Source organism: Opitutia bacterium ISCC 52, from assembly GCA_014529675.2.
Classification (GTDB): Bacteria; Verrucomicrobiota; Verrucomicrobiia; order Opitutales; family UBA2995; genus UBA2995.
Map to the genome: position 1 here is coordinate 2454147 of CP076040.1, position 26980 is coordinate 2481126.

At 48.1% G+C, this 26980-nt stretch carries 22 protein-coding genes and 1 pseudogene; 11 read left to right on the forward strand and 12 right to left on the reverse strand.

Annotation, left to right across the window (positions count from 1 at the left end; all coding sequences use genetic code 11):
* Positions 1 to 59: 59 nt before the first annotated feature.
* Positions 60 to 1118, reverse strand: coding sequence for an alcohol dehydrogenase catalytic domain-containing protein (locus tag GA003_10410; GenBank protein ID QXD30404.1), 1059 nt, complete (start codon positions 1116 to 1118; stop codon positions 60 to 62).
* 688 nt (positions 1119 to 1806) lie between these two features.
* Between GA003_10410 and GA003_10415 the strand changes: the two genes are divergently transcribed.
* From GA003_10415 to GA003_10450, 8 genes are all read left to right on the forward strand, one after another.
* Positions 1807 to 2946, forward strand: coding sequence for a hypothetical protein (locus GA003_10415; protein QXD26468.1), 1140 nt, complete (start codon positions 1807 to 1809; stop codon positions 2944 to 2946).
* Between the two features lie 9 nt (positions 2947 to 2955).
* The gene (locus tag GA003_10420; GenBank protein ID QXD26469.1) at positions 2956 to 3261 is read left to right on the forward strand and encodes an antibiotic biosynthesis monooxygenase; all 306 of its coding nucleotides are present in this window, start codon (positions 2956 to 2958) and stop codon (positions 3259 to 3261) included.
* A gap of 28 nt (positions 3262 to 3289) precedes the next feature.
* Positions 3290 to 4342, forward strand: coding sequence for an SMP-30/gluconolactonase/LRE family protein (locus tag GA003_10425; protein ID QXD26470.1), 1053 nt, complete (start codon positions 3290 to 3292; stop codon positions 4340 to 4342).
* A gap of 56 nt (positions 4343 to 4398) precedes the next feature.
* Positions 4399 to 4590 (forward strand): hypothetical protein, encoded by a 192-nt coding sequence (locus tag GA003_10430; protein QXD26471.1) that lies wholly within the window; start codon positions 4399 to 4401, stop codon positions 4588 to 4590.
* 186 nt (positions 4591 to 4776) lie between these two features.
* Entirely contained in the window at positions 4777 to 4941 is a 165-nt protein-coding gene (locus GA003_10435; GenBank protein QXD26472.1) for an SDR family NAD(P)-dependent oxidoreductase, read from the forward strand.
* Positions 4942 to 5574, forward strand: a complete 633-nt coding sequence (locus GA003_10440; protein ID QXD30405.1) for an SDR family NAD(P)-dependent oxidoreductase — start codon at positions 4942 to 4944, stop codon at positions 5572 to 5574. It abuts the gene before it with no gap.
* 819 nt (positions 5575 to 6393) lie between these two features.
* Entirely contained in the window at positions 6394 to 6618 is a 225-nt protein-coding gene (locus GA003_10445; protein ID QXD26473.1) for a hypothetical protein, read from the forward strand.
* Positions 6619 to 7162: 544 nt separating this feature from the next.
* The gene (locus GA003_10450) at positions 7163 to 7534 is read left to right on the forward strand and encodes a nuclear transport factor 2 family protein (GenBank protein QXD30406.1); all 372 of its coding nucleotides are present in this window, start codon (positions 7163 to 7165) and stop codon (positions 7532 to 7534) included.
* A 619-nt stretch (positions 7535 to 8153) separates the two neighbouring features.
* On the opposite strand, the gene GA003_10455 is transcribed toward GA003_10450, so the two are convergent.
* The 3 genes from GA003_10455 to GA003_10465 form a co-directional block, all read right to left on the reverse strand.
* Positions 8154 to 9137 carry an ankyrin repeat domain-containing protein gene (locus tag GA003_10455; GenBank protein QXD26474.1) on the reverse strand — a complete coding sequence of 328 codons (984 nt, stop codon included), beginning with the start codon at positions 9135 to 9137 and terminating at the stop codon, positions 8154 to 8156.
* A 538-nt stretch (positions 9138 to 9675) separates the two neighbouring features.
* The gene (locus GA003_10460) at positions 9676 to 10689 is read right to left on the reverse strand and encodes a transposase (GenBank protein QXD26475.1); all 1014 of its coding nucleotides are present in this window, start codon (positions 10687 to 10689) and stop codon (positions 9676 to 9678) included.
* Positions 10690 to 10764: 75 nt separating this feature from the next.
* The gene (locus GA003_10465) at positions 10765 to 11784 is read right to left on the reverse strand and encodes a hypothetical protein (GenBank protein QXD26476.1); all 1020 of its coding nucleotides are present in this window, start codon (positions 11782 to 11784) and stop codon (positions 10765 to 10767) included.
* Positions 11785 to 11880: 96 nt separating this feature from the next.
* On the opposite strand from GA003_10465, the gene GA003_10470 reads away from it, so the two are divergent.
* Complete coding sequence (locus tag GA003_10470) at positions 11881 to 12327, forward strand: sulfatase-like hydrolase/transferase (GenBank protein ID QXD26477.1); 447 nt, start codon at positions 11881 to 11883, stop codon at positions 12325 to 12327.
* A gap of 436 nt (positions 12328 to 12763) precedes the next feature.
* On the opposite strand, the gene GA003_10475 is transcribed toward GA003_10470, so the two are convergent.
* From GA003_10475 to GA003_10490, 4 genes are all read right to left on the reverse strand, one after another.
* Positions 12764 to 14218, reverse strand: a complete 1455-nt coding sequence (locus GA003_10475; GenBank protein ID QXD26478.1) for a sulfatase-like hydrolase/transferase — start codon at positions 14216 to 14218, stop codon at positions 12764 to 12766.
* 73 nt (positions 14219 to 14291) lie between these two features.
* Entirely contained in the window at positions 14292 to 15092 is an 801-nt protein-coding gene (locus GA003_10480) for an alpha/beta hydrolase (GenBank protein ID QXD26479.1), read from the reverse strand.
* Positions 15093 to 15130: 38 nt separating this feature from the next.
* Positions 15131 to 15883 (reverse strand): SDR family oxidoreductase, encoded by a 753-nt coding sequence (locus GA003_10485; protein ID QXD26480.1) that lies wholly within the window; start codon positions 15881 to 15883, stop codon positions 15131 to 15133.
* Positions 15884 to 15999: 116 nt separating this feature from the next.
* Complete coding sequence (locus tag GA003_10490; GenBank protein ID QXD26481.1) at positions 16000 to 18195, reverse strand: tetratricopeptide repeat protein; 2196 nt, start codon at positions 18193 to 18195, stop codon at positions 16000 to 16002.
* Between the two features lie 162 nt (positions 18196 to 18357).
* Between GA003_10490 and GA003_10495 the strand changes: the two genes are divergently transcribed.
* Complete coding sequence (locus GA003_10495; GenBank protein QXD26482.1) at positions 18358 to 19047, forward strand: DUF1080 domain-containing protein; 690 nt, start codon at positions 18358 to 18360, stop codon at positions 19045 to 19047.
* 170 nt (positions 19048 to 19217) lie between these two features.
* Here the strand turns inward: GA003_10495 and GA003_10500 are convergent, their stop codons facing one another.
* The 4 genes from GA003_10500 to rapA all read right to left on the reverse strand — a co-directional run bounded on the left by GA003_10500 (position 19218) and on the right by rapA (position 26212).
* A complete protein-coding gene (locus GA003_10500; protein ID QXD26483.1) occupies positions 19218 to 20822 on the reverse strand; it encodes a sulfatase in 1605 nt (534 codons plus the stop codon).
* A 25-nt stretch (positions 20823 to 20847) separates the two neighbouring features.
* Entirely contained in the window at positions 20848 to 21720 is an 873-nt protein-coding gene (locus tag GA003_10505; GenBank protein QXD26484.1) for an MYG1 family protein, read from the reverse strand.
* A 97-nt stretch (positions 21721 to 21817) separates the two neighbouring features.
* Positions 21818 to 23284 (reverse strand): sulfatase-like hydrolase/transferase, encoded by a 1467-nt coding sequence (locus GA003_10510; GenBank protein QXD26485.1) that lies wholly within the window; start codon positions 23282 to 23284, stop codon positions 21818 to 21820.
* A 72-nt stretch (positions 23285 to 23356) separates the two neighbouring features.
* On the reverse strand, positions 23357 to 26212 hold the full coding sequence (rapA, locus tag GA003_10515; GenBank protein ID QXD26486.1) for an RNA polymerase-associated protein RapA: 2856 nt from the start codon (positions 26210 to 26212) through the stop codon (positions 23357 to 23359).
* Positions 26213 to 26376: 164 nt separating this feature from the next.
* Between rapA and GA003_10520 the strand changes: the two are divergent.
* A pseudogene (locus tag GA003_10520) lies at positions 26377 to 26940 on the forward strand (GNAT family N-acetyltransferase).
* Positions 26941 to 26980: the final 40 nt, after the last annotated feature.

Below are 26980 nucleotides of genomic sequence, written 5' to 3' on the forward strand. Positions count from 1 at the left end.
CACTTATCGTTTTTCTAAAAACCCTTTCGGATCCGGAAGGGTTTTTCCTCGTACCACTTTCAAGAGCACCGAATAACCAGTTTATTCACTCCTTCGGCATACGCATAGTTCTTGGCAAAAGCGTCTCCCGTATTGGATAAGGAAACATATTCTGAGATCAATTCGTCGAGCGGAACATCGGGACAATCCCCCGAAGCCAATTGTATGGCTCGCGGGTAGGTATGCTTCATCCGGCGAGCCATCATGATCGTTAACCCCTTCCGCCGGGCAATAGAGTGAGAAAAACCAGCTTTATCATCGGGCGGGATTCCGACTAATACCACCCGTCCACCGTAAGCCGCCATTTCCATGGCATGATCAACTGAGTCGTCGGCCCAAGCAGCTTCGATAACCACGTCGACTCCTCTGCCCACTGTTGCGTCCTGAAGTTTTGAGAGCGCCTCACCACTTTTAACTGGCCAGGCCTCAGTAGCGCCCCAGCTTTTGGCTAATTCGGTTCGCCAAGCTAAAGGATCCATGGCGTAAACGGCACTCGCACCGCAAAGTACTGCCAATCGCTGGATAAGTAGTCCGACCGGACCACAACCGATCACGGCGACTGATTTGGCAACTTTCAGTTTTGCCAGATCCAAAGCATGAATAGCCACTCCTAAAGTCTCCAGCAAAGTGCCACCGCCATCAATGATTTCGTCAGAAATCGGAAAACAATTCCGGGCTGGCACTATCAATTCTTCGCAGAGAGCACCGTGGGTCGGATATAGGCCATAGAAATAATGATTGGGGCAAAGGTTTGGATGACCGGCTTCGCAAAGTTCACATGTCAGACAAGGAACCGCAGGTTCGACAGCTACCCGTTGCCCTGCAGACAAAGGTCCATGAAGGCCACTCTGTGCCTTGTCTCCCCAAGCCACAACTTCACCCATGAACTCATGTCCGAGCGTGAAGGGACCTTCAATTTTGGTATAGCCAATCGCACCGGTGGCATAAATGAGGAGATCTGAACCACAGATGCCCACCGCTTTAACACGGACGAGGACCTCCTCCTCCGCAGGCGATTCTGGCTCAGGCTTGTCAACGACCTCCAAGTTCTTTGGAGCCGTAAGATGAGCGGCTAAGATACTCATAAAAAGTGACTTACAGACTAACAAGGGCCTGATAACTGGCATCCCATTGCATGGAATAGGCACTGAGATACACGCATATTGACAATAATTAGACAATACTGATCTGGGGGTCGGGGTGGTCCGCCATTTCCACCCGCGCTCACAATACGTATTGGTCCGAACGGTTAGATTTTTTTGGGTAAAAGGAGTTTTACTCCACTATTTGCTTCTCTAGTGATCCCAGTTTTGAGCAATATCGAGTTCAATTCTCCGCTTCTCTAGTCCCAGCGAACTGCTGACCCGGAACCTGATGTAGCGACAGAAGCCATACCGTTTCAGACTTTCAATGGCTCGTGAAGCAAATCTTACTGATAGGAATTTGCTTTTTAGCGGCGAAGCCGCGGTGGTGGGGGTTGTCCTCCTGAGTAACGACGTTCCTTGTAAACGTTGTCTCCTTCTTACGCTCTTCAATGCGGTGAGCTTGCTGCGAGCTCCCTAGCCTAGTGATTAATTTTAAACGAGCGATCTTTATGGCGCATGATTGGCACATAATATGCTAGTGCTTCTTTGGATCTTCTCGAATCAAGTTAACACATCTATGAAATACTGCCTTTTAATCAGAAAATCACTAACATTGATTGTAGTGGGTTGCCTTGCCCCTTTCACCTTAGGAGCAGAAAGCCTTTACGTCCTATTGGACAAGATGAAGGTCAAGGATGGAAAGATCGGTGAGTATTTGGAGGTTGAGGAAACTTGGTCGAACTACCACAAAACGTTAATCCGCGAGCGGCAAATCGAGAGCTGGAGCGTTTGGCGATCCAGCCAGCAGTCCTACGACTTTGCGACCCTCAAGGTTTTGAAGATTGAGGCTGAGGATACTATAGATCTGGATGCAGTTCTCCAAAATCTGTATCCAGAAAAAAGAATACAAAATTTTCAGAGCAAGCATGATGTTAATGCTAGTACTGTACGGGAAATAGTCGAAACGTCATTATGGAAAATCGAGACGGACACAAAAGGAGACAAGGGTTGGGAGAAATTGCTTTCTATCTCTGATTCGATAGCGATCAAATGGGATGCGATGACACCTCGAGAAGATTCAGAGAATGAATATCTTAGAATCGAGTCAGGCATCTTTGGAGACGCACATCAATTACTGGTCAATGAGAAGAGGTCTTTATCGAACTGGTCTCTGCTGAAGCTAACGGGTGTAAGCGGGCCAGAAAAGACCGCCCCCTATGCAACCGTTCACCTAATAGATAAGAACAAAGCACCTCCATCGACTCCTTTAATGGAAGCAGCTACAAAGTCGGGCTACCGAGAAGAAATGAAGATGGGGGAGCTTAGGGATATGAGAAGCAACCAACTCGGCCTAGTCATGGGAGTTAGCAAGGCTGGTTACTCTACTTATCCATTGCTGGATCATATCAATGAGGAGGAAGTGGTAAAGGCGACTGTTCTCCGCCAAACAAACGCGGGCCATGATAAGGATTTGGATACTGTTTTGAGCAGTTGGGTATCAAGCCCGAATCCGAATGCCCTGCGTAACATGAGAGGGAAAAACGGAAATTATTCGGAAACTAAAGGAGTTTGGTTTATCGAAAACCGCTACAGGGACTGGGCCAAAAATTGGGGTGAAGATACTGGCTGGTATGTAAAGATGGAGAATGAGGTTCTTCACGTAGGGCAAAGTGTTGCTTCCATCATATACGATCAACTCGTGTTTAATGGCAAAGACGAGTTAATGGGCAAAAGCAAGGAGCACAGGACGTTAGTGAAAGAAGACGGTCAATGGAAAATAGCTTTCATGACTGTGCTCGGTGGAATAGACGGCGGAAATTAGAACATCCATATGATAGAAATTAAAATAATAGCCGAGTTCGTGGTTAAAGAAGACCAAGCCGAAGCATTCAAATCAATGCTGGCCGCCGCTCTTGTTGAAACGCGGTCCTTCGAGGGCTGCAAGGGCGTTGACATTTTTGAAGACCAAGAAAAATCGGTTTTCTATGCCTTATCTAACTGGAGTTCGCATTCGGATTACGATAAGTATCTAGCATGGAGAACCGAACAGGGAATAGGTGACTTGCTTGGCCCCATGCTAGAAGGCGGCTTTCAAGAAGGCCTTGTAGTTCGGAAGGTTGAAAAGGTTGATATCTAATTTGCAGCTGTCCTTAGAACAAAATATCATGATTAATTTTAAGCATTTTTGGATGATCAAAGTCGCTCTAATTGCTGCGACCTGTCCCTTAAAACTCACCATCGGAAGCGATCATAATTCAGATGCACTGCTTCTTGACATAGAGTTTAACGATCAAAGTGGAGCAGCATTTCTTCCAGATGTTGTTGTGTTGTCGACGCTACGGGACGGCTTGGGCTTGGGAGAAGGACCGGTCTGGGATTCTGAAGGCGAACGATTATTCTTTTCGGATATAATGGCGAACTCTGTCTACTCTTGGTCTGAATCAGACGGGTTTAGCTTCTTCCTCCCTAAAAGTGGCGAAACGGGCTTTTCGCCTTCGTATCCTGACGGTTTGCTCCTAGGTGCGAACGGTTTGGCGATCACTGATGGCGAAATGATACTCTGTCAACATGGCGATAGGCGATTAGTTTCTGTGCCGCTCGACGCTCCTCTGCCGGAAAATTACACCACTTTAACCTCTGATTACGCAGGATCGCGATATAATAGCCCCAACGACTTGGCGATTTCTGAGGACGGACTAATTTATTTCTCGGATCCGCCCTACGGTTTCGCGGATTTACCTCGAAGTGACCCGGCAGCGAAGCGGATCGTATTCGATTTTCAGCTACGCGAAAAGAATTTTAATGGTGTTTACGTTTTAGATCCAATCGCAAAAAGTGTGAATCTTATATCGTCGGGTATAGACTTTCCCAACGGTCTCGCACTTTCAGTGGATGAGTCATTTTTATATGTCAATAGCTCTAACATGGCTGAACCGAAAATGATGCGTATTGATTTAGCTACCGGAAGCGAAGAATTATTCTTCGACGGTCCGTTTCCTGAAGACGCTGTAGGCTGGTTTGATGGAATGAAAATGCATTCTAGTGGCAACATTTTCACAACAGGCCCAGGCGGAATATTAGTAATCTCTCCAGAAGGAAAACTCTTCGCCACGATTCCATTGCCAAGCCCCGCGACCAACCTATGTTTCGATGCTGCGGAGGAAAATATGTACGTCACATCGTTTGAGTCAGTAGTTCGAATTAGCCTGGACAACTGAGGTTTTCGAAAAGACAAAACCCCAACATCGGATCAAATTGGAATGGGTTAACTGCTTTGCATATAGCAAGTGCTATCGGAAGTATCGATATGATTGATGCACTCCTGGAAGGCGGTGCAAATGTTAGCCAACCCCGAGCCGACGGGTTGTCTATGAATGGTCTACATTTCAGGTTTCATGGATCTAGAATTGGAAGTCTAGATTCTGGAAAGATAGAAGTTGCTCAAAAGGCCAGCTTACACTTTTGATTCTCGCCAGCCGCTTGGATCCGAATAAAAAAGCATGGGAAAAACGCATTCCGAAATCATAAACCTGGACGAAGCCTTATAAGTTCCGTTGGCCACCTTTTTGGCATGAAAAGTAATTTCTAGAGTTTTGATTTTTACTTCCAAGCCTCCATTCACCTTACGTCGAAAAACTGAAATTTTAATTAAATGAAAAAAACAGCACTTGTCACAGGATCCAATCGAGGAATCGGCCTAGCTACCGTTATCAAGCTCGCTCGCCACGGGCTTAAGGTATTTGCAGGTATGCGCGAGCCGGAGACCAACTCAAAAAACCTTCTTGGTTCTATCTCAGAGGATGACTTAGATGTATAAATTGTAGAACTCGATGTTAATGATGGAGCATCGGTCAAACGCTGTTTTGCTGAAATTGAGTCCTCAGGAGAAAAAGTGGACATTTTAATTAACAATGCTGGAATCGAGAGACGAGGATCTGTTGAAAAATGTCCTATCGCAACTTTCGAGGAAGTAATGAATACCAATTATTTGGGCCCCATTCGTTGCATTCAGGCAGCTTTACCGAATATGAAAGTGAGTGATACAGGATTGATAGTGAATATCACTTCTGTAGCTGGCAAGGTGGCCGCTTCGCCCCTTGCACCTTACACAGCATCTAAATTCGCGTTGGAGGCACTCTCAGAATGCCTCGCTCAGGAGGTATTGCCGCATGGCGTCAAAGTAGCGATAATCGAGCCCGGGATAATCGCGACAGACATGGCTGCTGACATAAGCAGGGCGAATTACGATCCTGACTACCCACAGCAAAGTAGGATGGCGGCTATGTTCGTAGAATCTCTCAAAAGCCCAGCATCGACTCAAATTGTGGCTGACGCTATAGTTGAGATCGTGGTTGGTAAAAGGGAAGGTCTACGGCATCCAGTTGGACCAGATGCTATCCCGTTTCTTGAATGGAGAGAGAGCAAGTCAGACTCAGAGTGGGCGAATTGACATAACGTAACAGACGAAGAGTGGTGCGAGTCGTTGGCAAAAGACTTTGGAATGAGCGTCAAACTCAGTGTTTAGCACCCCTTACGAAGAGTTGGCCCTCTCCCGTTTATCAGTTCACCTGCGGTGTTAGTTTCCGACGATTGTTAGTGCTTCACGGTCTGCTCTTGGGTTGAGGTTGTTGTGTCTACACAAGCCCTCTAGGGGTCTCGAGGCCGCCTCATCCGGAGTCCGGCTTCCCCAACGAGCCGTGTGGCCTGAAGTTGTTAACTCGACTCAATTTTCGAGCTTTTTGAGAGCTCCATACAGGCTCAGGAACATTTCCGTATTGAGAAGGTCGCCCGACACACAAAAGGCGACCAACATGGTTACAAAGCCAACCGTCCAAATATCCGAGAGTTAAACAAATCCGAGTTCCGAAAGTGCGATAGCCTAAGAGAAGTTTACGAAGCCCTTTTCGGAACACGAAGCACACAAGACGACAAGTGTTAATTGCCTCTCGCAGATCACTCTATATAGTAGGATCAATTGAGAGGCGCCGAACAATATCTAGGGAGTGATCAGCCAAATAAAGAACAGCGCTATAGCGCCCCGGAAAAGGACTCTTTGCTAAGCGAGGGCACGGCTCGCAACCGCCCAAGCCACCCAACTCAACCGTCGCCTCCAGCCTGCATGCGATTCCGTCAAGAATCGCCTCAGCAAATCGCTAGTTTAAGAGCTCCCAGCCACCGAGAACGAGACAAAAACGTAGTAGTGATTAGCTAGCTGCTTCCCGCCCAAAGAAGTTATTGTCTGTGGCACAGATCCTGAAATGATTGCTTCATGAAATTAGTTAAATTAGTCTGTCTCTTTTTAATCAGCAATACTTCTGCTTTAACTTTGAATGCCGATAATCAGCTTCGGTTTGAAAAGGTAGAGGAAAATAAGCAAATGGCTCTAATGTTCTTTGAGAAATTGCTTGCTGATCCAGAGGCATTAAAACCGATATTCCATAAGGACTTTACATTTACCTACATGGGGAAAATTCCAGACACCTTAGCCCCCTAAGGAATACCGTATGACAGTGAATCGCTTTTTACAGAATGGCTTGCTCATATCCCCAAGGTTTTACCCTTTGGGATAGAACTTAAAACGACTGACATCATTGCGGATGAAAATGGAGTTGCCGTGCGGCAAAAAGGAGAAGCCAAGGGAAAGTACGGTCAGTACAATAATGATTACTCATGGCTGTTTAAGTTCAAGGATGGTAAAATTTTATCCATTGAGGAGTTCAATAGCGACTTTTTAGTCGCTAAAAGTCTCTATGGTAGAGGACTTGCCCCATCCTCTCCCTAGCTTTAGCTAGTATCCCCTCATACTCTTCCTGAGTTACAATATGCCTCGTGTAACTCGTCTCTTTCTTACGCTCCTCAATGCTGTGAGATTGTTGCTATCCCCTCGCCTAGAGATTAATTTTAATCAACCGATGTTTTTGAGCATGATTGGCACATAATATGCATACCCGTCTATCTGAATCATGCCATCGCAAATACATTCCTGAAAAATAGATAGCGGAAAGATGGCCTAAGAACATAAAATGAGGAAAAATGAAATGACACCTAAAGAAGTGGTTCAAAAAGGATACGATTGTTTTGCATCGGGCGATATGGAAACTTTCGTCAAACTTTTCCATGAGGATTGCACCGTCACTATTAACGGCATGCACAAGTTCTCTGGAACTTGTAATGGGATAAACGAGTTTATGGGCTTATTGGCATTGATACCATCTCACTATCATGATTTTTCTCTAACCGTGACGAACATGATCTCTGAAGGAGATCAAGTCGCGACTCAACTAGATGCATCTGCTGACGGTATGGAAGCTAAATTTGGGCATTTCCATAAAATTGAAGGGGGCAAAATAAAAGAGTTTTGGGCTTACGATGATAGCCAAAAAATGGCGCATGCAATGAAAGCCGTTTGATTTAATTTATTGGTCGGGCGTTTAGTTCGGGCCAAGACCATGAGATAGCCTAAGAGCTATTCGTTTACCATCTTCCCCGCCCAAGCTCGCTTCGCTCTCTACGGCTCGCTAACTATCGTATGTCCCCGGGCGTAACGGTAGTCGTCATCCCAAAGAACCACAGCCCGAGTCTCTCCATAGGTCCTCCGGTTCGGAAGGATCTTCGCCCCTTCTTGCTAAACTCAATTTGATTTTGAGACAGAACCATATCTCCAGAAATTGCCATGTGATTTCTGCTGTATGCAGTCCATGAGCCGAGAAATTTCTGTGGAACAATCTTGGCCTCTTCCCCAGAAGAAAGCTCTTCCCCAAATAAAACTGTATCTTTTATTAGAATACAGAAAATAAATAAAACTATCGAACGAATCACCATATTTTACTCACCCATCAGCTTGGGGTTAGAGGCTACCATCTCGCGGGCCATTTTCTGTGCTTCGGCGATTTGATCGGAGGTCATTTCTTTGGCGACGAGATCTCTGGCCGTCGCACGCCGCTCGAGGCCAAATTGGCCGTGCCAGCACAAGCGACCATTCGAAATCAACGAGGAATCTTAAATTACTTTTTAGGAGGTACAGTATTTTTAGAAAAGATCCTTAACAGAATCGAACTTCGACTCAGAAGCAATTGACCGCGCAGAATTGCCGGCGTTGTTCGCCAAATCTGCATCTGCCCCATGTTTGAGCAGTGTCTTGGCGCAATTTATAAACTTACTCGCGGCTTCGATATCAGCGGCACCGTTGGCTCTATTAATAGCGTAAATCAGTGGAGTCGCTCCATAACGCTGTCCCTTATCGTTCACGTTTAGACCCTTGCTGATCAGAAAAGGTATCATGTTAGTTTGCCCCCAGAAAGCTGCCTCATGCAATAGAGATGATCCATTATCGTTCCGCAAATCCAGCCTCGCTCCTGCATCTATGAGGAGTTCGCAGGCCTCTTGGTTTCCACCGCCGATTGCATGATTGAGAGGCGACTTGCTAAATCGGGTTTGTAAATTTACATCTGCACCATTGGCCAAAAGCTCTTTTACTAAGGATAGATGACCTCCAGCTGCTGCGTAAGCAAGAGCAGTGTATGAATCATCTAAAGTGCTATCTACCCCTACGTTCTCGCCGGTTAATATGCCTTTTACCGACTCAAGGTCACCTTGCCTAGAGGCTTCATGAAGCCTAAATATAGGATTGGATTTCCGGAACCACTGCCAGATCTCTGGTTTATTATCAGTGTCATGCAGGATACCTCTATTGTACTCGTAGTAGTGGTCTCTGTGGAGCTTGAACGCTCCCTTGTATTGAACTTTGCCAGTACGGTTATGCAGCTTCGTGTACCAATATATGCCGTTCTCTAGCGAAATCTTCATTTGGTTAGAAAAACCACCGATAGGCTCGCCATACTGCGATCTTCGCCTAAAAGTCTCATGGCCCGCTGATATTGTCTTTGTAAGAATGTTGTCCCATTGGTATCTAACCCATTCGCCTGACCAATCAGCCCATACTTCTTCCAGATCTGGGGTGTTAGAGGAGTTACTTAGACTCTCATCGTGGTTGTCTGCCTTAGCGAAAGACATAGCGGAGAGGACAATAAGGACTGTTCTAAAAAAATGCATATCGTCAGATTAGCTACCGTATTTAGTAATTCAAGTATTTTTCGCGGGACTTCAGTTCAACCTCGCACAGTCTGGCAAGGGCGAATGGTGTGGAAGATGCCCTGACCAGAACAAGTCAATATTGGCTCAATTCAGGTACTCCTAGTTTTAGAATTTGTTCTGCTTAGCTCACTGTGCTACCTGATAGAATCGCATGAGATGTTTGTACGCCGCCCTGCTTATTTCCTTTCTGTCAGTCGGCTGCTCAAAACCCTCAACGGAGCCAAAGGTGGACGAGCTAATGCTCACGCCCATTGAGGACTTGGGGTTCTCCCATGACGCGGAGGCGGACGATCCGCCTGGATTAAAGATCTATTCGCTACCTCACTCCGCCAGCCTTAGTCCCAATCCAGTCAAGATATCTCCCAAGTCGAAGGCTGATACTGCACGATCATTATCGCACGCGTAGAATACACCATGCGGGAAGCGAGGCAGGGACTTCTGGCTTAGCCATACACCGTCAGTATTCAAAGTCCTTTCGCCCGAAAAACTTCCTACATGGGTTAAGCTTTCCCGGTCGAGGCATTCCTCGCGAAAGCGGCTGTTTACGCTTTCGGCGTATCCGTTCTGCAAAGGACAGCCCGGATCGATATATAGAGTCTTGATCCCGTTCTCGGAAAGCCAGCCCTGGATGGCCTTTGCGATGAACTCGGGCCCGTTGTCCGAGCGGATGCATTAGGGAGCCCCGTGCTCGAGGATCGCCTCCTGCAGAAGGGCCAGCACGTCGGATGCTTTGATCGCCCGGTCGGCATGGATGCAATGGCACTGGCGGGTGTATTCGTCTATCAGATTGAACGCTCGCAGCTTGCCCCCTCGCTGGGTGTAGTCCGAGACGAAGTCCCACGCCCAGACGTGATTGCGGCGAATCCCCTTTTGCGGAAGGCCCGTGGAGAGGCCCTGTCGCCGCCTGCGAGGGCGGCGAGGCGTCACTTGCAGCCCTTCCTACCGGCGGACGCGCTGGACCAGTTTCTTGTTCGCTAGGTAGCCCAGAGACCTCAGCTTGCCCGCGATCTTCTTGTATCCAAGCGTAGGATGCTCGCGCGAAAGGCGGACGATCTCCGACTCCAGCAAGCGCTTCCCATCGGGCTTGGGCTTCGGGCGATAGCGAAGCGTCAAGCGGTTGATCCCCAGCCACCGGCAAACGGCTCTCCCGGAACACGACAGCGCGGACTGCACCTTCGCCGCAATCCCGCGCTGACGCTCCGGGCTCATAGGTTTTTTCCAGAGCGATCTCAAGGGCTTTCGTTTTGAGCAGTTGTTCGGCCAACAGCTTCTTCAGTTCGCTGTTTTCCTTTTGAAGATCACGCAAGCGCTGGGCCTCTTTCAGGTCCATGCCCTCGTATTTGCGCTTCCAGCGGTAGAAGGTCTGCTGACTGATGTTGTGCTTCAGGCAGACCTCATCGTTACGAAGACCGCTATCGGCTTCTCGAAGGATGCGGATGATTTGTTCTACGGTACGACGTTTCTTTTTCATGGATGATTTTCCTTTCATAGCAGGAAAACATCTCAAAAGAAATGGGCTAGTTTATTGGGTCCCAGTCAATATCGCCTACTGAACACCCATTACTTCTTTCGAAGCTTCTACGATTCCTTTGACGTCCAAGTTCTCTTTATGCAATGGAAAACCATGTTCAACCAGGTACCAATCCTCGGTGAACGAAACACGCTCTCCTGGAGCAATAGTTTCCAATGGACCTATGGGTTCCAACTCAGCCGTGGTAAGGGTTTCCCGAAAATTTTCCACATACCAGATCGAGATAGTCATGGGGATACGCTCCGCGTAGTTTTTCTCAGGAAAGACCGGATATTTCTTCACGAATAGGAGATCGTTCGGAATCAGGTAACTGAACCAACCTTCCATTGAGTCCATACCTAACTTTGGGTACTCAGGTGCCTGACTGATGACCAAGCAATTGTCTTTAAGATAAATGCCTTCATTCTCAGGTAGCATGTTGATCCGATTATCCGGCTCGTACATGGCATAGTGGTTGATGTAGCGCGACCAATCAGAGGTCGGAATCACAACAATACCACCACCCTTTCCAAAAGTACGGCTCCAATGATTATGCTGTTTGGTTTTTTTGCCGATATTGATGAGAGTCTGATTGCAGCTGAGATGCGACCCCTTGGCCGCAAGCGTAAATGTCCTGACTACTTGTATCCCAGTAGCTTTGTGCTTCACACTGGTAAGTGTAGCCTGCCGAGGACCGGTAATCTCTGATTCCCAGGCCCCTAGCCAAATCTCATCACGCGAGGCAATCCGGCGTTCCAATCCAAAATCGAAGCGCCCCGCTCCACTGAAAATGCGTTCGCCTGGATTGTCAGGGTCGTAGCGATAGCCTTCTTCACCGGGAATGATCTCCAAGGCCTCTTTCCCATGAAGCTGATAGGACATGATTTTTCCGCCTATCGAGGGAGTCAAAATGGCAGTGCATTCACTATTCGTCAGTTCGATAGCATCGTCGTAACCAAAATATTCAATCAATCGAGCACCAGGATGATCGGCCATCAAACAAAGGGGTACAGCCCCTAGCATTACGGTATAGAGAAATAGTCTAGGGGTGCGCATACGGAAAAGTTTGAAGAAGCGAACAGACAGGTAAATAAGATAATACCAAGTTTAGTTAGAATCTACCCAAACTCCCCAAAAAAGTCATTACCCACTATGAAGACACTCAAACGACTCCTTGGTCTCAGCATTGTTATAAGTTTCCTATCCCTGTACCTCACTGCGAGCAACGAACGCCCCAACATTGTTCTCATCATGGTGGATGATATGGGATGGTCGGACGTTGGGAGTTATGGGGGAGAAATTCCCACGCCCCATATCGATTCTTTAGCCGCCAATGGAGTACGCTTTTCCCAATTTTATAACACCGCACGCTGCTACCCGACCCGCGCCAGTCTGCTGACCGGCCTTCATCCACATCAGACAGGTATCGGAGCTGCGACCAACTCACCACGCGGACTGATTGGAGACCATGGTGTGTATGGTTACCGTGGATACTTGAACCGCAATAGCCTGACCCTGGCCGAAGTATTGGGATCATACTCATCCACCCAATTGACCCATCCGTCTATATGGCCATTTAAAATACCTGCCACAATGTAGAATTTGTCTTGATACAATACCACACCAGCCGATCCTAGAATTCGGTCCTCTGGAATGGGATCTCCTTTTGCCCATGTGTCAGTCTTGGGATTGTATGTATAAATGTAGGGCAGTCCTTTTTCATTGGGGAAAGGCCCCGTCATCGCACAGATAAAATAGATTAAACCCTTGCAAGAAACCGGCTGAAAATGATGAATCTCAACCGGAGGCTCAGATCCATGACTCCAAGTATTGGTTTCCGGGTCCAGGATATCCACCGATTGAATCCGGCGTCCGTCCATGAGGTAAAACTTACCCTCGTTTTCAACAAAGGCCGCTTCATGGCGCTTATTTAATTCTCCTTGCGTATCGACAAATTGCCATTGCTCAGTAGCAAATAAGCCCAAAACAGTTGAACAAAAGATGAGGCCGGAAATAAACCTTTTAACCATAGTGTTTAGTGAGTCTTAAAAGCTGGTTCCTCACCCGGGATGGGAGAGTTATTGAAACTGCCACGTTTATAAATAGCTTCAATACCTCCATTGGCCTCGATCACGGCGGCTTGAGAAGCTTTGGCCTCCTGATTGATGGCTTCGGGGTCCACCATCTTTAGAAGTTGTTCGCGCATGCGAGTCTCGATAGATTCATAGTCTGCTTGCCCGTGGAGATCTTTATTCTCAAGAGGATCTGTTTCTAAATCGTAGAGCTCCGGTGGATCTTTATGATAGTGAATATACTTGTAACGTCCATCGTTCAGCATGAACACGGCATTCGGAAAGTGTAAGGCGTGGTATTCGGAAAACACATACCGCTCTTCTGGAGGGTCAGCCAGCAAGTCCTGCAAGGCTTCTCCCGGACGACCATCCTCAGGATCCGATTCGATGTCGAAATTCTTCACGAAGGTCGGGTAAAGATCCACTAGCGAGACGGGTATATTGGACACTTCGCCCGAAGGAAAACCTGGACCTGCAGCAAGGAATGGCAGACGAGCAGACTCCTCATACATTGTGAATTTCCCAAACAACCCACGTGACCCTCTACTCTCTCCATGGTCGGTTGAATAAACCACGTTTGTGTTCTCCTCCAGGCCAAGTTCTTTGATGGCGTTTAACACCCGACCGATGTTTTCATCGAGATTAGAAATGCTAGCCGCATAGGCGCGATTCATTTGAATCACCTCTTCTTCGGTAAAGGGCTCTTCCTGGCCATGCAGATGGCGCAAGACCTGTAAGGCTGGATGTTGATTCCAGTCATCCTTCTTCATTTGGGGTGGTTCCGGAATGTCTTTGTTCGCGTAGTAATCGAACCATTTTTGGGGAGCGATATAGGGAGGATGCGGGCAGACAAAGGAAACCATAAGGGTCCATGGTTTCCCCTCCTGAGCCATAATCCTTTTCTTCAGCCAATCCACCGCCTGTGAGGCAATCCGTTCATCGTATTCCAGGTAAGTAGAATCACCGGGTCCCGCATCTTGAATCTCTTTGCGTTTGTTGCGTGGCTGTGCCCGTTCATCCCGAATACAGCCGTGAATATCTCCTGGGCCGTATACGTGCAGCGTATCGATCTCCTCCGAAAATCCGTTGTCGTCCTCTGCGCTACGGAAATGCAGTTTTCCGATCACTGTAACATCTACTCCGTTTTCACGCAGTTTGTGATGCCAGCTTTCATTTTCACCATGATAGGGATGCGCATTGTCCCAATTACCGATCTGATGGACAAAGCGACCGGTTGCCAGGCTCGCACGCACGGGCACACAAATGGGGCAATTAGTATAGGCTCGTTCAAAGGCCGTCCCTCGAGCTGCCAGAGCATCCAGATTCGGCGTTTGAAACAGTGGATTCTTCCGGCCAACAAAAGCGTTATTGTGCTGATCGGAAAAAATGAACAGGAAATTATTGGGTTGGTCGCTCACTTTATAATTGGAGGAATGATTTAAATTAGTGTCTTAGGATTTATGCAAGATAGGCAATGGCCAAGAATAGATCTTACGGATTTTCAAAAGATACAGTTTCATCAAGGTATCGCTTCAAAGAATTCCAATACATGGGAAATTCGATAATGGAATTATGATCAGAGCCTGGAACGACCACCCAGTCTTTCAGTCCCTTCCAATGGTTGTAGAGATTCTGAGAATGCTTGCGGGGTATGATGTGGTCTGATTCAGCAATTAGAAAGAGCGCTGATTGGTCCATTGGTTGAGAAGCGGCCAGGGAATCAAATGGATCTTTAAGCAGCAGTCTAACAGGCGCCCAAGGATACATACCCTGCCCTACATTTGCTATGCTGTCATAAGGCGTGACCAGGATTAGCTGATCAATATTTCTCTGTGCGGCAACCTGGACGGCAATCCCGCTCCCCAGACTTCTTCCTAATAGAACGATTGAATCGAAGTGATCCTTTACATCATCGAAAATGGCCAACGCATCTCCAACAAGTCCTTTCTCGCTTGGCTCTCCCTCACTTTCTCCATACCCACGATAATTTACTAATAACACAGCAACATCACTCAGTTCTTCAAACAGCCCAATGAGCTGTGAAGCTTCCTCACCATTTCCTCCATAGTAAATAAGGAGCTTTTTCCTATTAGGATGCATCAGCCATCCGTGTAACTTAACACCGTCCCTTTCTAATCGGTATTCGAATGGAGCGTTTTCCTTCACATGAGCCCAATCACGATCCAACGACTGTGGAAAATAGAGCATCTTTCTCTGATTCAAATAGAGGTATAAAACCATACCCAAGAAGCAGAACAAACAGAGGCCGAGAATGATCAATATGACTTTCATGCATGAACTTTTCTACGATGTAGTAGAAATCCAGATACTTACAACCACCGACGTGTTAAACTAAAGGACTGTCCCGTCGGTCCATACTTGGGCGTCGTCGCAAGATACATGGCAAGCGGAACAACATCTTCTGGTAATTTTCTCCACTCCAAACTGCCGCCCAATTGTTCTACCAATTTCCTTTCAGGCACTTCTCCTTCTTTCGGTTTGGTGTGAACGATTCCTGGAACCAGTTCATTCACCGTAATATCAAAGGGAAGCAACTCTTCTGCTAAGGATCGAATAAAGTGCCACAGGCCAGCCTTCGCTACACTGTAGACAGATAAGTCTACCACACCACGGTGCCCAAGCCCTGAGCCAGTAAAGATAATCTTTCCAGCCCCTCGCTTCTTGAGATGCGGAATGGCCGCACGGGCCGTGTAAAATGCACTGGTCAAATTGACGTCGACACAAACCTGCCACTGCTCAGGCGTGATTTCTTCGGTTGGCGTTCTCCAAACGGTATTTCCTCCCGCATTCGCAAAAAGAATATCGAGCCCACCGAAAGCCTCAGCCGCTTGATCGACCATGCCTTTAACCGCATCTGCATCGGTCACATCACAGGGAATCGCAATCGCTTCACCTCCCGAAGCGTTAATTCCATCTGCCACCTCATCAATCTGATCCGCTGTCCGTGCAGTCACACACACGCGGGCACCTTTTTCAGCATAAGCTTCGACAATAGCTCGGCCAATGCCTTTACCGGAACCCGTTACGATCGCGACTTTTCCTTCCAGGGATTCTTCACTCATTAGATTAACATCAATAATAAGGGTTAACAAAAATGTAGGAAGGGAGCTTGCTCCCGATTTTCTATATTTCCTACCAAATTGATCGAGAGCAAGCTCCCTTCCTACATCATAAAACCTTATTGAGGCGCCTGACGTTGCAGTTGAGCCCCCAACTGCTGTTGGTAAATCAGGAAATCGGTATTGGCTGGTTCAAGCTCAATGGCGCGTGAGATACAACCCATCGCTTTCTGAGGATCCCCCAGATAAGCATAAATCATCGCCAAGTTATACCACCAACGAGCTTGATCGGGATCCAGTCCCACGGCTTCGACAAAGGCATTTTGAGCTCCATTGTAATCGCCTTGCTCTGCAAGTAATAGCCCCTGTGAGTAGGCAAGCAGCCCAATCGAGTTATCGATTGCACGAGCGTCTCTTAATAAATTCAGCGCACCGTTAATGTCGCCCGCACGTGAAAGCAGAATGGCCGCATCGTAATACAGGTATGGATTTTCCTTATCGAAAGACACCGCTTGGCGAACGAGCTTTTTGGCTAATGAAAAGTCTCCTTGCACCAGTGCAAGCTCAGCCCTCCGCAGCGCACCTCCTGGGCGGTCAGCGTTCATCTCGGCATACTCCTGCCACTCCTGAAAGGCTAACTGGTCAGGATTAAACTGAGGCAGCAACGCCTCCGCTGCCCGATTCCGAACCAGGCGAGATTCATCATTCAAAGCCGTTTGAACCGTAGCCAGCTGATCCTGCCGCTGAGTCATCGCCGTCAAAGACGCTTCCCTGAGCATCGGTGATTCGTGCTTCAACCCTTCCTGAGCAAAGGCAAATACATGCTGGTCTTGCACATTCGGGGCCATCAGACGCATCCAGGTCGTTTTCCAATATACATTTTCTTCCTCCTGATACAGCGCCTCAATTTGTTTAAGCGCCTCAGGCGATCCTGCATGCGCATCGGTTAGTGCCTTGGCACGCTTTTGCACATGCTTTCGGCGATCAGAATCTCCATACCATTCGTCGACATGCTTGAGCGCCCATTCGGCTGTTTGATCATCATGACAGGTATTACAGGCATTGGGCACGCCATGATCGATGGTCAGTTTAGGATCGGGACTGGTAAACCCATGATCCCGACGTGGATCACGCACCATATAAGTACGTTCTGGCATGTGACAGGAAATACACTGATTGCCCGTACTACCTGCGGCGTGGCGGCTGTGCTTTATAGGATCGATCACAATCGATTCATTCAGACCGGTTCCGTGACAGCGCATACACAGCGCATTACTAGGCACATCTAGTATCGGTTCACCTGAATGAGGATTGTGGCAATCCATGCAGGTTACTCCCTTATGCCCCATACGACTCATCATGAACGAAGCGTAAACATAATCCTCTTCCAAGGCCTGACCGTCAGCAAAATAGGCACCCGGCGCATCGGGTAAAGTAAGCCTGTAATGATCAAAAAACTTCTCTCCGGCATGAAAGCCGTTTTGCGTAATTTCTTCCCTACGAGCGTGGCAAGTCGCGCAATTTTGCATGCTGAGCTGGAGATCCGCTTGGGTCGTGGCTGCGACATAGTTTCCCTCTTTGGCCGCCTCGACGTGCTCCTTCATTCCTGAGTGACATTGTACACAACTGACCGTCTGAAGAAGCCAGGTACTTTTATACTCGTCCGTCTCCATCGAGTAGTTCTTCTCAAAATGCGTCATGTGACAGAAAGCACAATTAGTATTCCAATTCATACCCTGTTGAGACCAATGCCCCCACTCAGTCGGCCGACGATTCTCGTCTTCAAATACGTTAAACCACTCCTTATTGTGCGGATCCCAAGTCAATGCCTGCGTTTGCAAACGCCCCTTCCCTGTAGGAACCAGGTATTGCACCAAGGGAGTTTCACCAATCACGCCAGCAATGGGTGCATCGTGGCCTTCCGGCATCGTATCCGGAACTTCCTGTTGCGAGATAACAAAGGAATCGCCCTCCGCTTTAAGATCGTAGGTTACCCCACCCTCATCAGTCACGGTTTGCATCAAGAAGGCTTCCGCATCCTTTTCTGGATCAATCAGACGATTCGCGATCGCATGGTGACTCCTCAACCAATCCGAATGAGCACTCGTATGGCACTCCGCACACACCTGCGGTGAGGCCCAGGCCAAATCGGCTGGACGGTGACTCAGAGGAAACAATTCGTGCAGCTCTTCATCCGTTTTCAGAACCAGCGGTGCGTCTTCACTCTTCTTCGAAGAACACCCCGCCTGCCAAACCAAAGGCGCAGCACAGCACAACAAAACAACAATTCTCAGGATATAGGATAGTCGTAGCATAGAGAAATGGGAGTGTTCACCACCCCCCAAGCTCAAAACTTCAACAGACTCCTCTCTCCCTGAAAAGGAAAATGTATACTTTAGGGGCCAAATCAATTCTCTTCAAAGATAATACAGTTACCAGGCTTGCCCATCACTAGACCGGATGTAGTTTATCATTTAATGAAACTAACCGTTCTATTTACTATTTTCAGTCTTTCACTGATTTCTAGCCAAGCTGAGCCACTGGTCTGGAAGGACCTGTTTAACGGGAAAGATCTTTCTAACTGGGTGGATGTGAACACGAGCCCGGAGACTTGGTGGTTTGAGGATGGTCTCTTGAAATGTAAAGGACTGCCCATTGGCGTGATGCGCTCTGAGAAGCAGTATGAGAATTTCGTCTTGGAAATTGAGTGGCGGCATATGGAAAATGGCGGCAACTCCGGGGTGTTTATTTGGAGTGAAGGAAGACCTGCTCCAGACAAGGAGCTACCGAAAGGCATGGAGGTACAGATGCTGGAGCTCTCCTATTCGAAAATGCATAATCGTCATCCAGGGTACGTAAGTGGAGAACTGTTTGGCGCCAATGGTCTGACCGTGGTACCCGACAATCCCCGTGGTCCGCGCAGCATGTCACTCGAGTATCGCTGTAAACCTGCTGGTGAATGGAACAAATATGTCGTCGTCGCCGTGGATGGGACCGTGAAGCTTTCGATTAACGGCAAGTTTGTAAACGGGGTACAAAAAGCCTCGGTCAAGAAAGGTTACCTATGCCTGGAATCTGAAGGGGCAGAAATTCACTTTCGCAATATGCGAATCATGGAGCTACCTCCAGGAGTGACGGCTCCCGAGCAAATTGCACCGCTGGAGTAGTTTAGTAATCAGTAAACGGTTGTCAGTAATCAGTTGTTGCTGGTTTTTGCTACCTTACAGAACAATCCACGATTGTCAGTCCTTGTGGTTTCATTCGTGAACACGACCGTGGCTACCCCATCCGGTAACTGTTTACCGAACACCGATCACTAAATACGGGCCGAAGGCCCTTAATCCGTCTGCCAGACGTGCGTGTTCGTATAAGGCGGATGTTCAAAACGTACCGGATCTTCTACCACGCGTGGATCTTTCTCTTTTACCAACGTATCCATAAGCTCCTTACTAAGCTTTTCTTTGATCTCCTGATAATCAAGATGCTCCGCCACATTGGTCATGTAGTCGGGATCGTTGCGCAAATCGTACAGCTCTTCGAAAGGACGTTTATCAAAAGCGAAATCGAAATAGATTCGATTTTCCGGCTCATTACGGTGCTCGATGATCCATGCCTTGGTAGGACTCGCGTCCAGATCTCCGAATGCGGCGAAAGTGTTATTCTCCATAAGATCCCAATCCACAGCATCATCTCCCACCACAACCCCAGGTGACCCCATCGGCCACCTATCGGGTTCAAAATTGCGGATGTATATAAAATCTTTTGTCCGGATGGCACGCTGGGGATAAGGTAACCTATCCTCCCGCGCTTCAGCTACATGACGTTCACGACCAACGATCACAGAATCACGAGCCTCATCGATTTGCCCTGACTCTTTGGATAAAAACAACGGCATCAGGTCTCGCTCGGACATACCGGCAGGAACATCCGTTTGACCGGCTTTTAGGAATGTGGGGGCCAGCTCCCGCAGATTTACAAAATCAGAGATGACACGCCCGGGTTTTATTTTCCCTGGCCAACGAGCGGCCAATGTCACTTCGGTCCCCAAGTCATATAGATTACATTTCGCCCGAGGAATTCCTGGAATGCCATGATCTCCACTAATAACAATCAAGGTGTTATCCAGCTCTCCCATTTCTTCGAGCTTCTTTAAGATGATTCCAATACCCGCATCGACGGCCAAACACTCGCCCAGGTAGTCATTTACGTCCTGACGGACCTCATGCGTGTCAGGAAGAAATTTTGGTAATCGCCCCTCAAGCTTATCAGGATCCAATCCCCAAAGATCTTTCCCTGACCCTTTGGTCCATTTGCGGTGCGTGTTGGTCGGGCCCCACCAAAAACAGAATGGATCGCCTTCCTCACGATCAGCAATAAATGCATCCCAGTTCTGGCGCACTTCATCATAGAGTTGCTCCTTGGCTACATCCACACCCATCTCTGGTGCTTTAGCGGTCACAAACTGCGAGAACCGATTAAAGTTAGTCCCCCCTTGGTGATACACCGTTCGCTTCGCACCATAGGGTGCATGGGCGGGAGTACCCGGACTCCATACCTTGTAGGAATAGCCGATATGGTACCCGGATTTTTCGAGCTCTAGAGGATAAGACGGAATGCTTTCATCCCAGACAGCCGATTGCAGAATCGCACCACGCTCCGCTTGCCAAAAATAACGCCCTGAAAGGAGCGAACTTCGGCAAGGTGTGCAGGATGGCACAGGAACAAAGGCATTGGAAAAGAGCGCACCTTCATTAGCCACGCGATCGAAGTTTGGAGTATCGATCAAAGCATTGATCGAATCAGGACCTTCGACTTGCTCGTAAGCACTGGCGTAACGCCCCCAGTCATCTGCAAACAAAAATACAATATTGGGACGATCATCCCCTGAAACAAAACCACTTGAAGACATAATAAGAAGAAAAAGGAAGCGTAGAGTTTTCATACTTGTAATGAAAACCTTAGTCCTACTACTCCACTTGCCAAGCTATTTGGATCAGCTCTCGCAGGCGAACGGGATCGGTAGCAGAGCTTTTGGCCACAAAGCCTTTTTTGTGAGCAAAGTGCACATCCAGCTCTGTTTCAATTCTCACAAAATCCAGATTGGGATGATCTTTGTATCGAGAAAGCCCATACCCGGAACCGCGACGATCAGGGTAAACAAGCCCTACCACCTCGGAGTCCAACCCAGCTTCGATAACGTAACGAACGATTCCCATGGAAGGTTCTTGCGGAAGTGGCTCAGTTCGAGGCAGGAATACGACCTTAAAGTTTCCGCTGCCATTTTCGATTTCCCAATGCTCAGCATTGGCAGCGACAAAATCAACGCGCTCACGAATGGTCTTTATAAAGCCCAGCATATCCTCACCAATGAGTTTCATCATCTCCCAGAGCCCTTCTCCTGGCGCAAGCTTTTGGCTGAGTCCAAATCGACGAAGTAAGGTGTGATCTATCGGGGAATTTAGCTGATTAAAGATTTGCGGATGAACTCCCACATGTACGGCTGTATCCTTGGGTCCTCTACAATCGAGCCATTCAGCGGTTTCCAGCCAATCGCAAAAACGTTTGGCATCTTCGTAGACCCCAAGAAATTGCATGACCAAAGACAAAGCGCATACCGGCTCATGCTCGCGTGGAAACTGATGGTGATCAAAATTATGGTTCTCTGGCTCATGCAAGTGCCCCACATCAACGACCGCCACGTTTGGATTCGAGAGATCCTCAGGTGTCGGATCACGCCGTTCGATCGGCGCGTCGAAGTGCGCCAACAATGCACTGCAGGCAAGAAAATCGTCTTTGTGTGCTCCACCCGGATGGGTAACAATTAATTCAATAGCGCTCATAAAAGTCTGAGCACGCTAGAATTGAAGACCCAAAGCGCAAGCTGTATCGGTTGCTTATATTAGCCTCCTGGCTAAAACGAGGTCTCTACCCCAACCTTTACCGATGCTCTTCCCAAAGGTTCTGCGTCTTAACACCACTACTCACTCGCCAGTTGAGTAAGGTAATTAACAGCTCATTCTTGATCGAGGCATGCTCCGGATCGTTCCATAGATTGTTGAATTCGTCGGGATCATTCTCCAAATCAATGAGGAGCCCATAGTCCGCATCACAGAAATGAACGAGTTTCCATTTGTCGTTGCGGATCATCGTCTGATGAAGGTTTCCAGTAAAGATACCGTCTTTGACCTGTTCACAATAAACGTATTCCCGTGGTTGCCAGTCTTCTCCCTTAACAGCCGGTAGCAAACTCTCGGCTTCCATATTGTCAGGTTTATCAACACCAGCCAAATCCAGGATAAGCGGTCCAAGATCCATCAGCTGACAGAGACCATCGACTTTGCGTCCACCCTTCACAAGTTTGGAGGCCGAAGTTCCAGGTTTAGCCCAGACAATGGTCGGCACTTTAGTAATCTGTTCATACATGGTCCACTTTTGACTGTGTCCATGATCGGTTAGACAGTCCCCATGATCGGAAGTGAAAATGATGATGGTATTGTCAATGTAACCTTCCTCTTCGAGCGAGTTCATGATTTCACCCACCTTTTCATCGATCATGGTCATATTGCCACAGTAGTAGGCGCGTTGGAGCTGGCGCTGTTCTTCGCTTGGATTGAGATCCCACTGAACGGAATCGTGGTCGACGTCGACGTTGTGCTGACGGAGCTCTTTGTAGGCCTCAGGCTGACCTTCAAGGTCGGAGTCTTTTAGCTCCTGAAGCTGGAGATCCTTTTCCATATAGGAATCGGCATAGCCAGGGACCGGATCGTATGGTGGGTGAGGTCCTGGAAAACCAATCTGAAGGAAAAGTGGCTCGCGTGTTGGATAGGCGTTCAACCACCAAGTCGCGGTATCCCCAACGAAATTATCGGAATGAGTCTCGGGCGGAAGTTCCCATTCAAAGGCTCCTAAACGTTCCCCATAATCGTCGCGTTCGCGATAGCCTTCACGCTGTTGCTTGACCATCCCCTTAAACCGAAGGGCTTTGTCCCACTCATCGAAATAGTAGCGTTCTTCCAGGTAACGGTCCTTGTTCTCTACCACGTAGCGCTCATCAAAACCGTTTGGCGTATGGTAAGGGTATGTATGCATCTTACCGACATTCACGCAGCGGTAACCCGATTCAGAGAGGTCTTCGATCCAACTGTGGCGCCACAGGTCGGCATTCTTCAGGACGCCATAGGAGTGAGCGTAATAGCCGGTGAAAAGGCTTGCCCGAGACGGTGCGCAACTGGCCGCAGTGATGTGACAGTTGGTAAACGTGACTCCCTCATTGACCATACGGTCGAGGTTTGGCGTCTCCATATAATCGAAACCTAGCGCATTAATAGTATCAAAGCGCTGCTGATCCGTGATTATAAATACGATGTTAGGGCGTTTAGTTTCGGGGTCAGTATTCGTAGACATAAGCTGCCTATCATTATGGCCACTTTGTCGAAATCAACACTGTAAGCAAGAAAAACGAAGAGAATGGGCCCCCTACATGAGGGCCTCCGTAGAGCCCTCCACAATCAAGCGAATCGAATCCAAGCGTAAACGGGCGTGCTCAATCGCATCCAAGGTGTTTTCCAGCTGGAGCTGAGCGTGTTCAATTTCCTCCAATCGCACATGATCATTAATCTTACGGAGCTGGATTAATCGCTTGAGAGCCGCTTCGAGTGTCTTTTCGGCAAATGCTTCTGCTTCCTTCTTGATATGAGTTGCCTGCGATTCCGCCATCTCAGTAGCGCCTTCGATCATGGTCTTGAGCAAGGTATCATTAAACCCGGGTTGCTCGAGAAAACGGAAAATATTTCCATCCTCGGCTTCCTCTGAAATCGAAGTATGGTCACGCTCAAGCGTGAGATCGTTCCCTCGAATATCTACGAGTAGTCGAATCGGAGTAGGAGCCAAGTATTGCTCAACATGCCATTTTGATTGCGCGACGGTCTCCAGAACAAAGATAGCCTCGAGCAGTATATTCGGAGAATCCGCTTCGATAAGTCCCAGCGCTGTCGTACCCGTTTTTGAATTCACAAGCAAGTCCATGGAATCCCAATAGACCGGATGATCAGGGGAAATAAAAGCCATGTCTTCTCGGTGAATGGCACGAGCACGATCAAAGGTTCCCATCAAACCATCCTGCGGAATAGACGGATAAGCTTCGATGTAAGCATGCGATGGATCGAGAAATACATCCCCTACTTCATGCTCCACCATACGAACGCCATAGTGGTCGAATATATCCCCTAAGCATTCTTTGAATCCGGGATCCGCATCGACTTCCTGAATCTCCTCGATGACTGCTTGCGCTCCCTTCGCATCAAAAGAATTAAGCTCCAACAAGCGATCGCGCCCCTTACGCAACTTCTCCTGCAATGTTTCGCGGAAGGTAGCTGTTTCAGAAATAAAATCCGTCCAAGGGTTGCGCTTCACGGCCAGACTGGCGGCGTCAAACTTGAGCGCCAGATCCAACAGACGGGATTTGAATTTATCCCGATATTCCGTCCCACCGTGCAAGGATGATTCGATCGAATTCAATCCTGAGTGGTACCAGTCAGCAATAAACTGGTAACAACTTCCCTCCACATAGGGGATATGAACCTGAATCGTTTCCGTCTGTCCGATTCGGTCGAGCCTACCGATACGCTGCTCAAGTAAACCAGGATTTAAGGGCAAATCAAAGAGGACTAAATGGTGAGCGAACTGAAAGTTCCGCCCTTCACTACCAATCTCTGAACAGATGAGTAATTGCGCTCCATCTTTCTCAGCAAACCATGCTGCGTTGCGATCGCGTTTTACCAGGGGCAATCCTTCGTGGAACAGTCCAACCTTCGCATTTATTTTTTCCTTCAGTGCCGCCTCGATCGCCAAGGCCTTCCTTTGTGACTTACAGATCAAGAGCAGCTTTTCATCGCGATTCGATTTAAGAAAATCCACCAACCAATCAATACGAGGATCTTCCTTAAAAGAATAGCGGACGGAATCTTCATGCTCAGTTTCCTCGGCTTCAAGCTCACGACGAATGCGATTGATCAAGGTTTTTCCACCATCCTGAATGGGTTCCGGGCAATACTTTCTAACCGGGAAGCCGGTCATGTTGGAACGCGTATTTCGAAACATCACGCGACCGGTGCCATGTTGATCTAGCAGTGAATTGAGGAGGTTCTCTTTTGCCCCCGGTAGTTTTGAGGCCAATGAAGTCAAATGCTCCTCTAGCCCTTCGGGATCCTTGTCGAATATGCGAATCAGTTGCTCCTTGTCCTTCGCGTCCAAAGATTCGTCGTCTATGATCTTCCCAGCAATTTCAGCCACCGTGCCAAAATCTTCTGCTTCTTCCATGAAGCTCTGGAAATCATCGTAGCGGTCGTGGTCTAAAAGCCGGAGACGTGCAAAGTGCCCTTCGAGTCCCAGTTGCGTAGGAGTCGCAGTAAGAAGCAGTAGTCCTTCTGAGCGTATAGCCAATTCTTCGGCCAAGGTATAATCGTCGCTCACTTCATCGGGACTCCATTCCAGGTGATGGGCTTCATCGACGACGACCATGTCCCACTCTCCCTCGATCGCTTGCTGACGCCTCACTTCATTCTCAGTCAGGAAAGACACACTACAAAGTGCCAATTGCTCATCCAAAAATGGATTTGCTCCGGGATCTCCATGCTCAACCGACCGGCACCGTTCTTCGTCAAAAATGCTGAACCACAGATTGAAGCGACGCAGTAGCTCCACAAACCACTGATGTACTAGTGATTCGGGTACTAAGATTAACACGCGGCTGGCTTTTCCTACAGCAAGTAGTCGCTGAAGAATCAAACAGGCTTCAATCGTTTTTCCCAGTCCCACTTCATCCGCAAGCAATACACGCGGAATCTGACGATTTGCAACTTCACTTAAGATATAGATCTGGTGCGGGATAAGATCGACACGTCCCCCCAGAAATCCTCGCACGGAAGATTGGCGAGACTTGAGTTGAGCATCCAAAGTGCGCGCCCGAAGTTCAAACACTTCACCGGAATCTACTTTGCCCTTCATCAGGCGCTCCTGAGGCAAATTGAAGTTCGTGACATCTGATACTTCATCCTCGCGGACCCGTTGTCCTCCACCCGTGTAATAAAGTAATCCTTCCTCTTCTTCAACCTCCTCAATCACGAGCGTTTGCTCATCCTGAGTCATCACCGTTTCGCCTTCACGAAATTGCACGCGCTTTAAAACAGGCGCACCCACTGCATAAATACGTTTCTCCCCACTGGTTGGAAAATTAACTCCTACTTGATAGCGATCCACACTGGTAACCGTCCCCAGCCCCAACTCGGGCTCCGGCTCACTTAGGCATCGCTGACCAACAACAAATAAATCCATGGCTGACTGTGTGACACATTCGTCGTCACGGTGAAAAGAAAATTCTCACCCAAATCACTATACATTAGACAATCTTTCGCCCCTATAAAATCCATGTTGTATAGATTCCAGCATTCAGACTACAAGTTCACCTCATCATCGACTTCTCTCAAACACCCTAAATCATGATCCAAGGTCCACGTATCAGCCTCCGCCAATGGAAGGATTCTGATTTTAATTTATTTGCGGAACTAATCGCCGATCCGGAGATCATGCGTTTCTTTCCTAAGACTGCCATCCATGAGGAAAGCTATAATTGGGCTCAACGAATTCGAACTCACATAGACGACTACGGTTGGGGATTATGGGCGGTCGATATTGGAGGCGTCTTTGCTGGTTGCACGGGATTCATGACCCAATCTTATGACGCTCACTTTACTCCGGCCAAGGAAATCGCCTGGCGATTAAGAAAGGACTAATGGGGACATGGATACGCCACCGAGGCAGCACGTGTCGCAACTCTCTATGCATTTGAGGAATTGAACTGGGCTGAAATCGTAGCCCTGACCACTTATCAAAACAAACCTTCCTGGCGGGTGATGCAGAAGCTGGGTATGACACACACAACTGAGGACGACTTCATGCATCCCGATGTCCCAGCAGGGCATCCATTGAAGCCCCATTGCCTATACAGACTAAAGAATTCGACTGAGGTAGTTGAAGGTTTGAGGAAGAAGATCTGGAATTAAGAAGTAAACAGAGCGAGTCGGCAAAAAGGCACCACTGGAA

Coding starts and splice junctions, on each gene's coding strand:
- GA003_10415 (QXD26468.1), top strand. CDS start 1,807: ATGAAGGTCAAGGATGGAAAGATCGGTGAGTATTTGGAGGTTGAGGAA.
- GA003_10420 (QXD26469.1), top strand. CDS start 2,956: ATGATAGAAATTAAAATAATAGCCGAGTTCGTGGTTAAAGAAGACCAA.
- GA003_10425 (QXD26470.1), top strand. CDS start 3,290: ATGATTAATTTTAAGCATTTTTGGATGATCAAAGTCGCTCTAATTGCT.
- GA003_10435 (QXD26472.1), top strand. CDS start 4,777: ATGAAAAAAACAGCACTTGTCACAGGATCCAATCGAGGAATCGGCCTA.
- GA003_10445 (QXD26473.1), top strand. CDS start 6,394: ATGAAATTAGTTAAATTAGTCTGTCTCTTTTTAATCAGCAATACTTCT.
- GA003_10450 (QXD30406.1), top strand. CDS start 7,163: ATGACACCTAAAGAAGTGGTTCAAAAAGGATACGATTGTTTTGCATCG.
- GA003_10455 (QXD26474.1), bottom strand. CDS start 9,137: ATGTCTTTCGCTAAGGCAGACAACCACGATGAGAGTCTAAGTAACTCC.
- GA003_10460 (QXD26475.1), bottom strand. CDS start 10,689: ATGAAAAAGAAACGTCGTACCGTAGAACAAATCATCCGCATCCTTCGA.
- GA003_10465 (QXD26476.1), bottom strand. CDS start 11,784: ATGCGCACCCCTAGACTATTTCTCTATACCGTAATGCTAGGGGCTGTA.
- GA003_10470 (QXD26477.1), top strand. CDS start 11,881: ATGAAGACACTCAAACGACTCCTTGGTCTCAGCATTGTTATAAGTTTC.
- GA003_10480 (QXD26479.1), bottom strand. CDS start 15,092: ATGAAAGTCATATTGATCATTCTCGGCCTCTGTTTGTTCTGCTTCTTG.
- GA003_10485 (QXD26480.1), bottom strand. CDS start 15,883: ATGAGTGAAGAATCCCTGGAAGGAAAAGTCGCGATCGTAACGGGTTCC.
- GA003_10490 (QXD26481.1), bottom strand. CDS start 18,195: ATGCTACGACTATCCTATATCCTGAGAATTGTTGTTTTGTTGTGCTGT.
- GA003_10495 (QXD26482.1), top strand. CDS start 18,358: ATGAAACTAACCGTTCTATTTACTATTTTCAGTCTTTCACTGATTTCT.
- GA003_10500 (QXD26483.1), bottom strand. CDS start 20,822: ATGAAAACTCTACGCTTCCTTTTTCTTCTTATTATGTCTTCAAGTGGT.
- GA003_10505 (QXD26484.1), bottom strand. CDS start 21,720: ATGAGCGCTATTGAATTAATTGTTACCCATCCGGGTGGAGCACACAAA.
- GA003_10510 (QXD26485.1), bottom strand. CDS start 23,284: ATGTCTACGAATACTGACCCCGAAACTAAACGCCCTAACATCGTATTT.
- rapA (QXD26486.1), bottom strand. CDS start 26,212: ATGGATTTATTTGTTGTTGGTCAGCGATGCCTAAGTGAGCCGGAGCCC.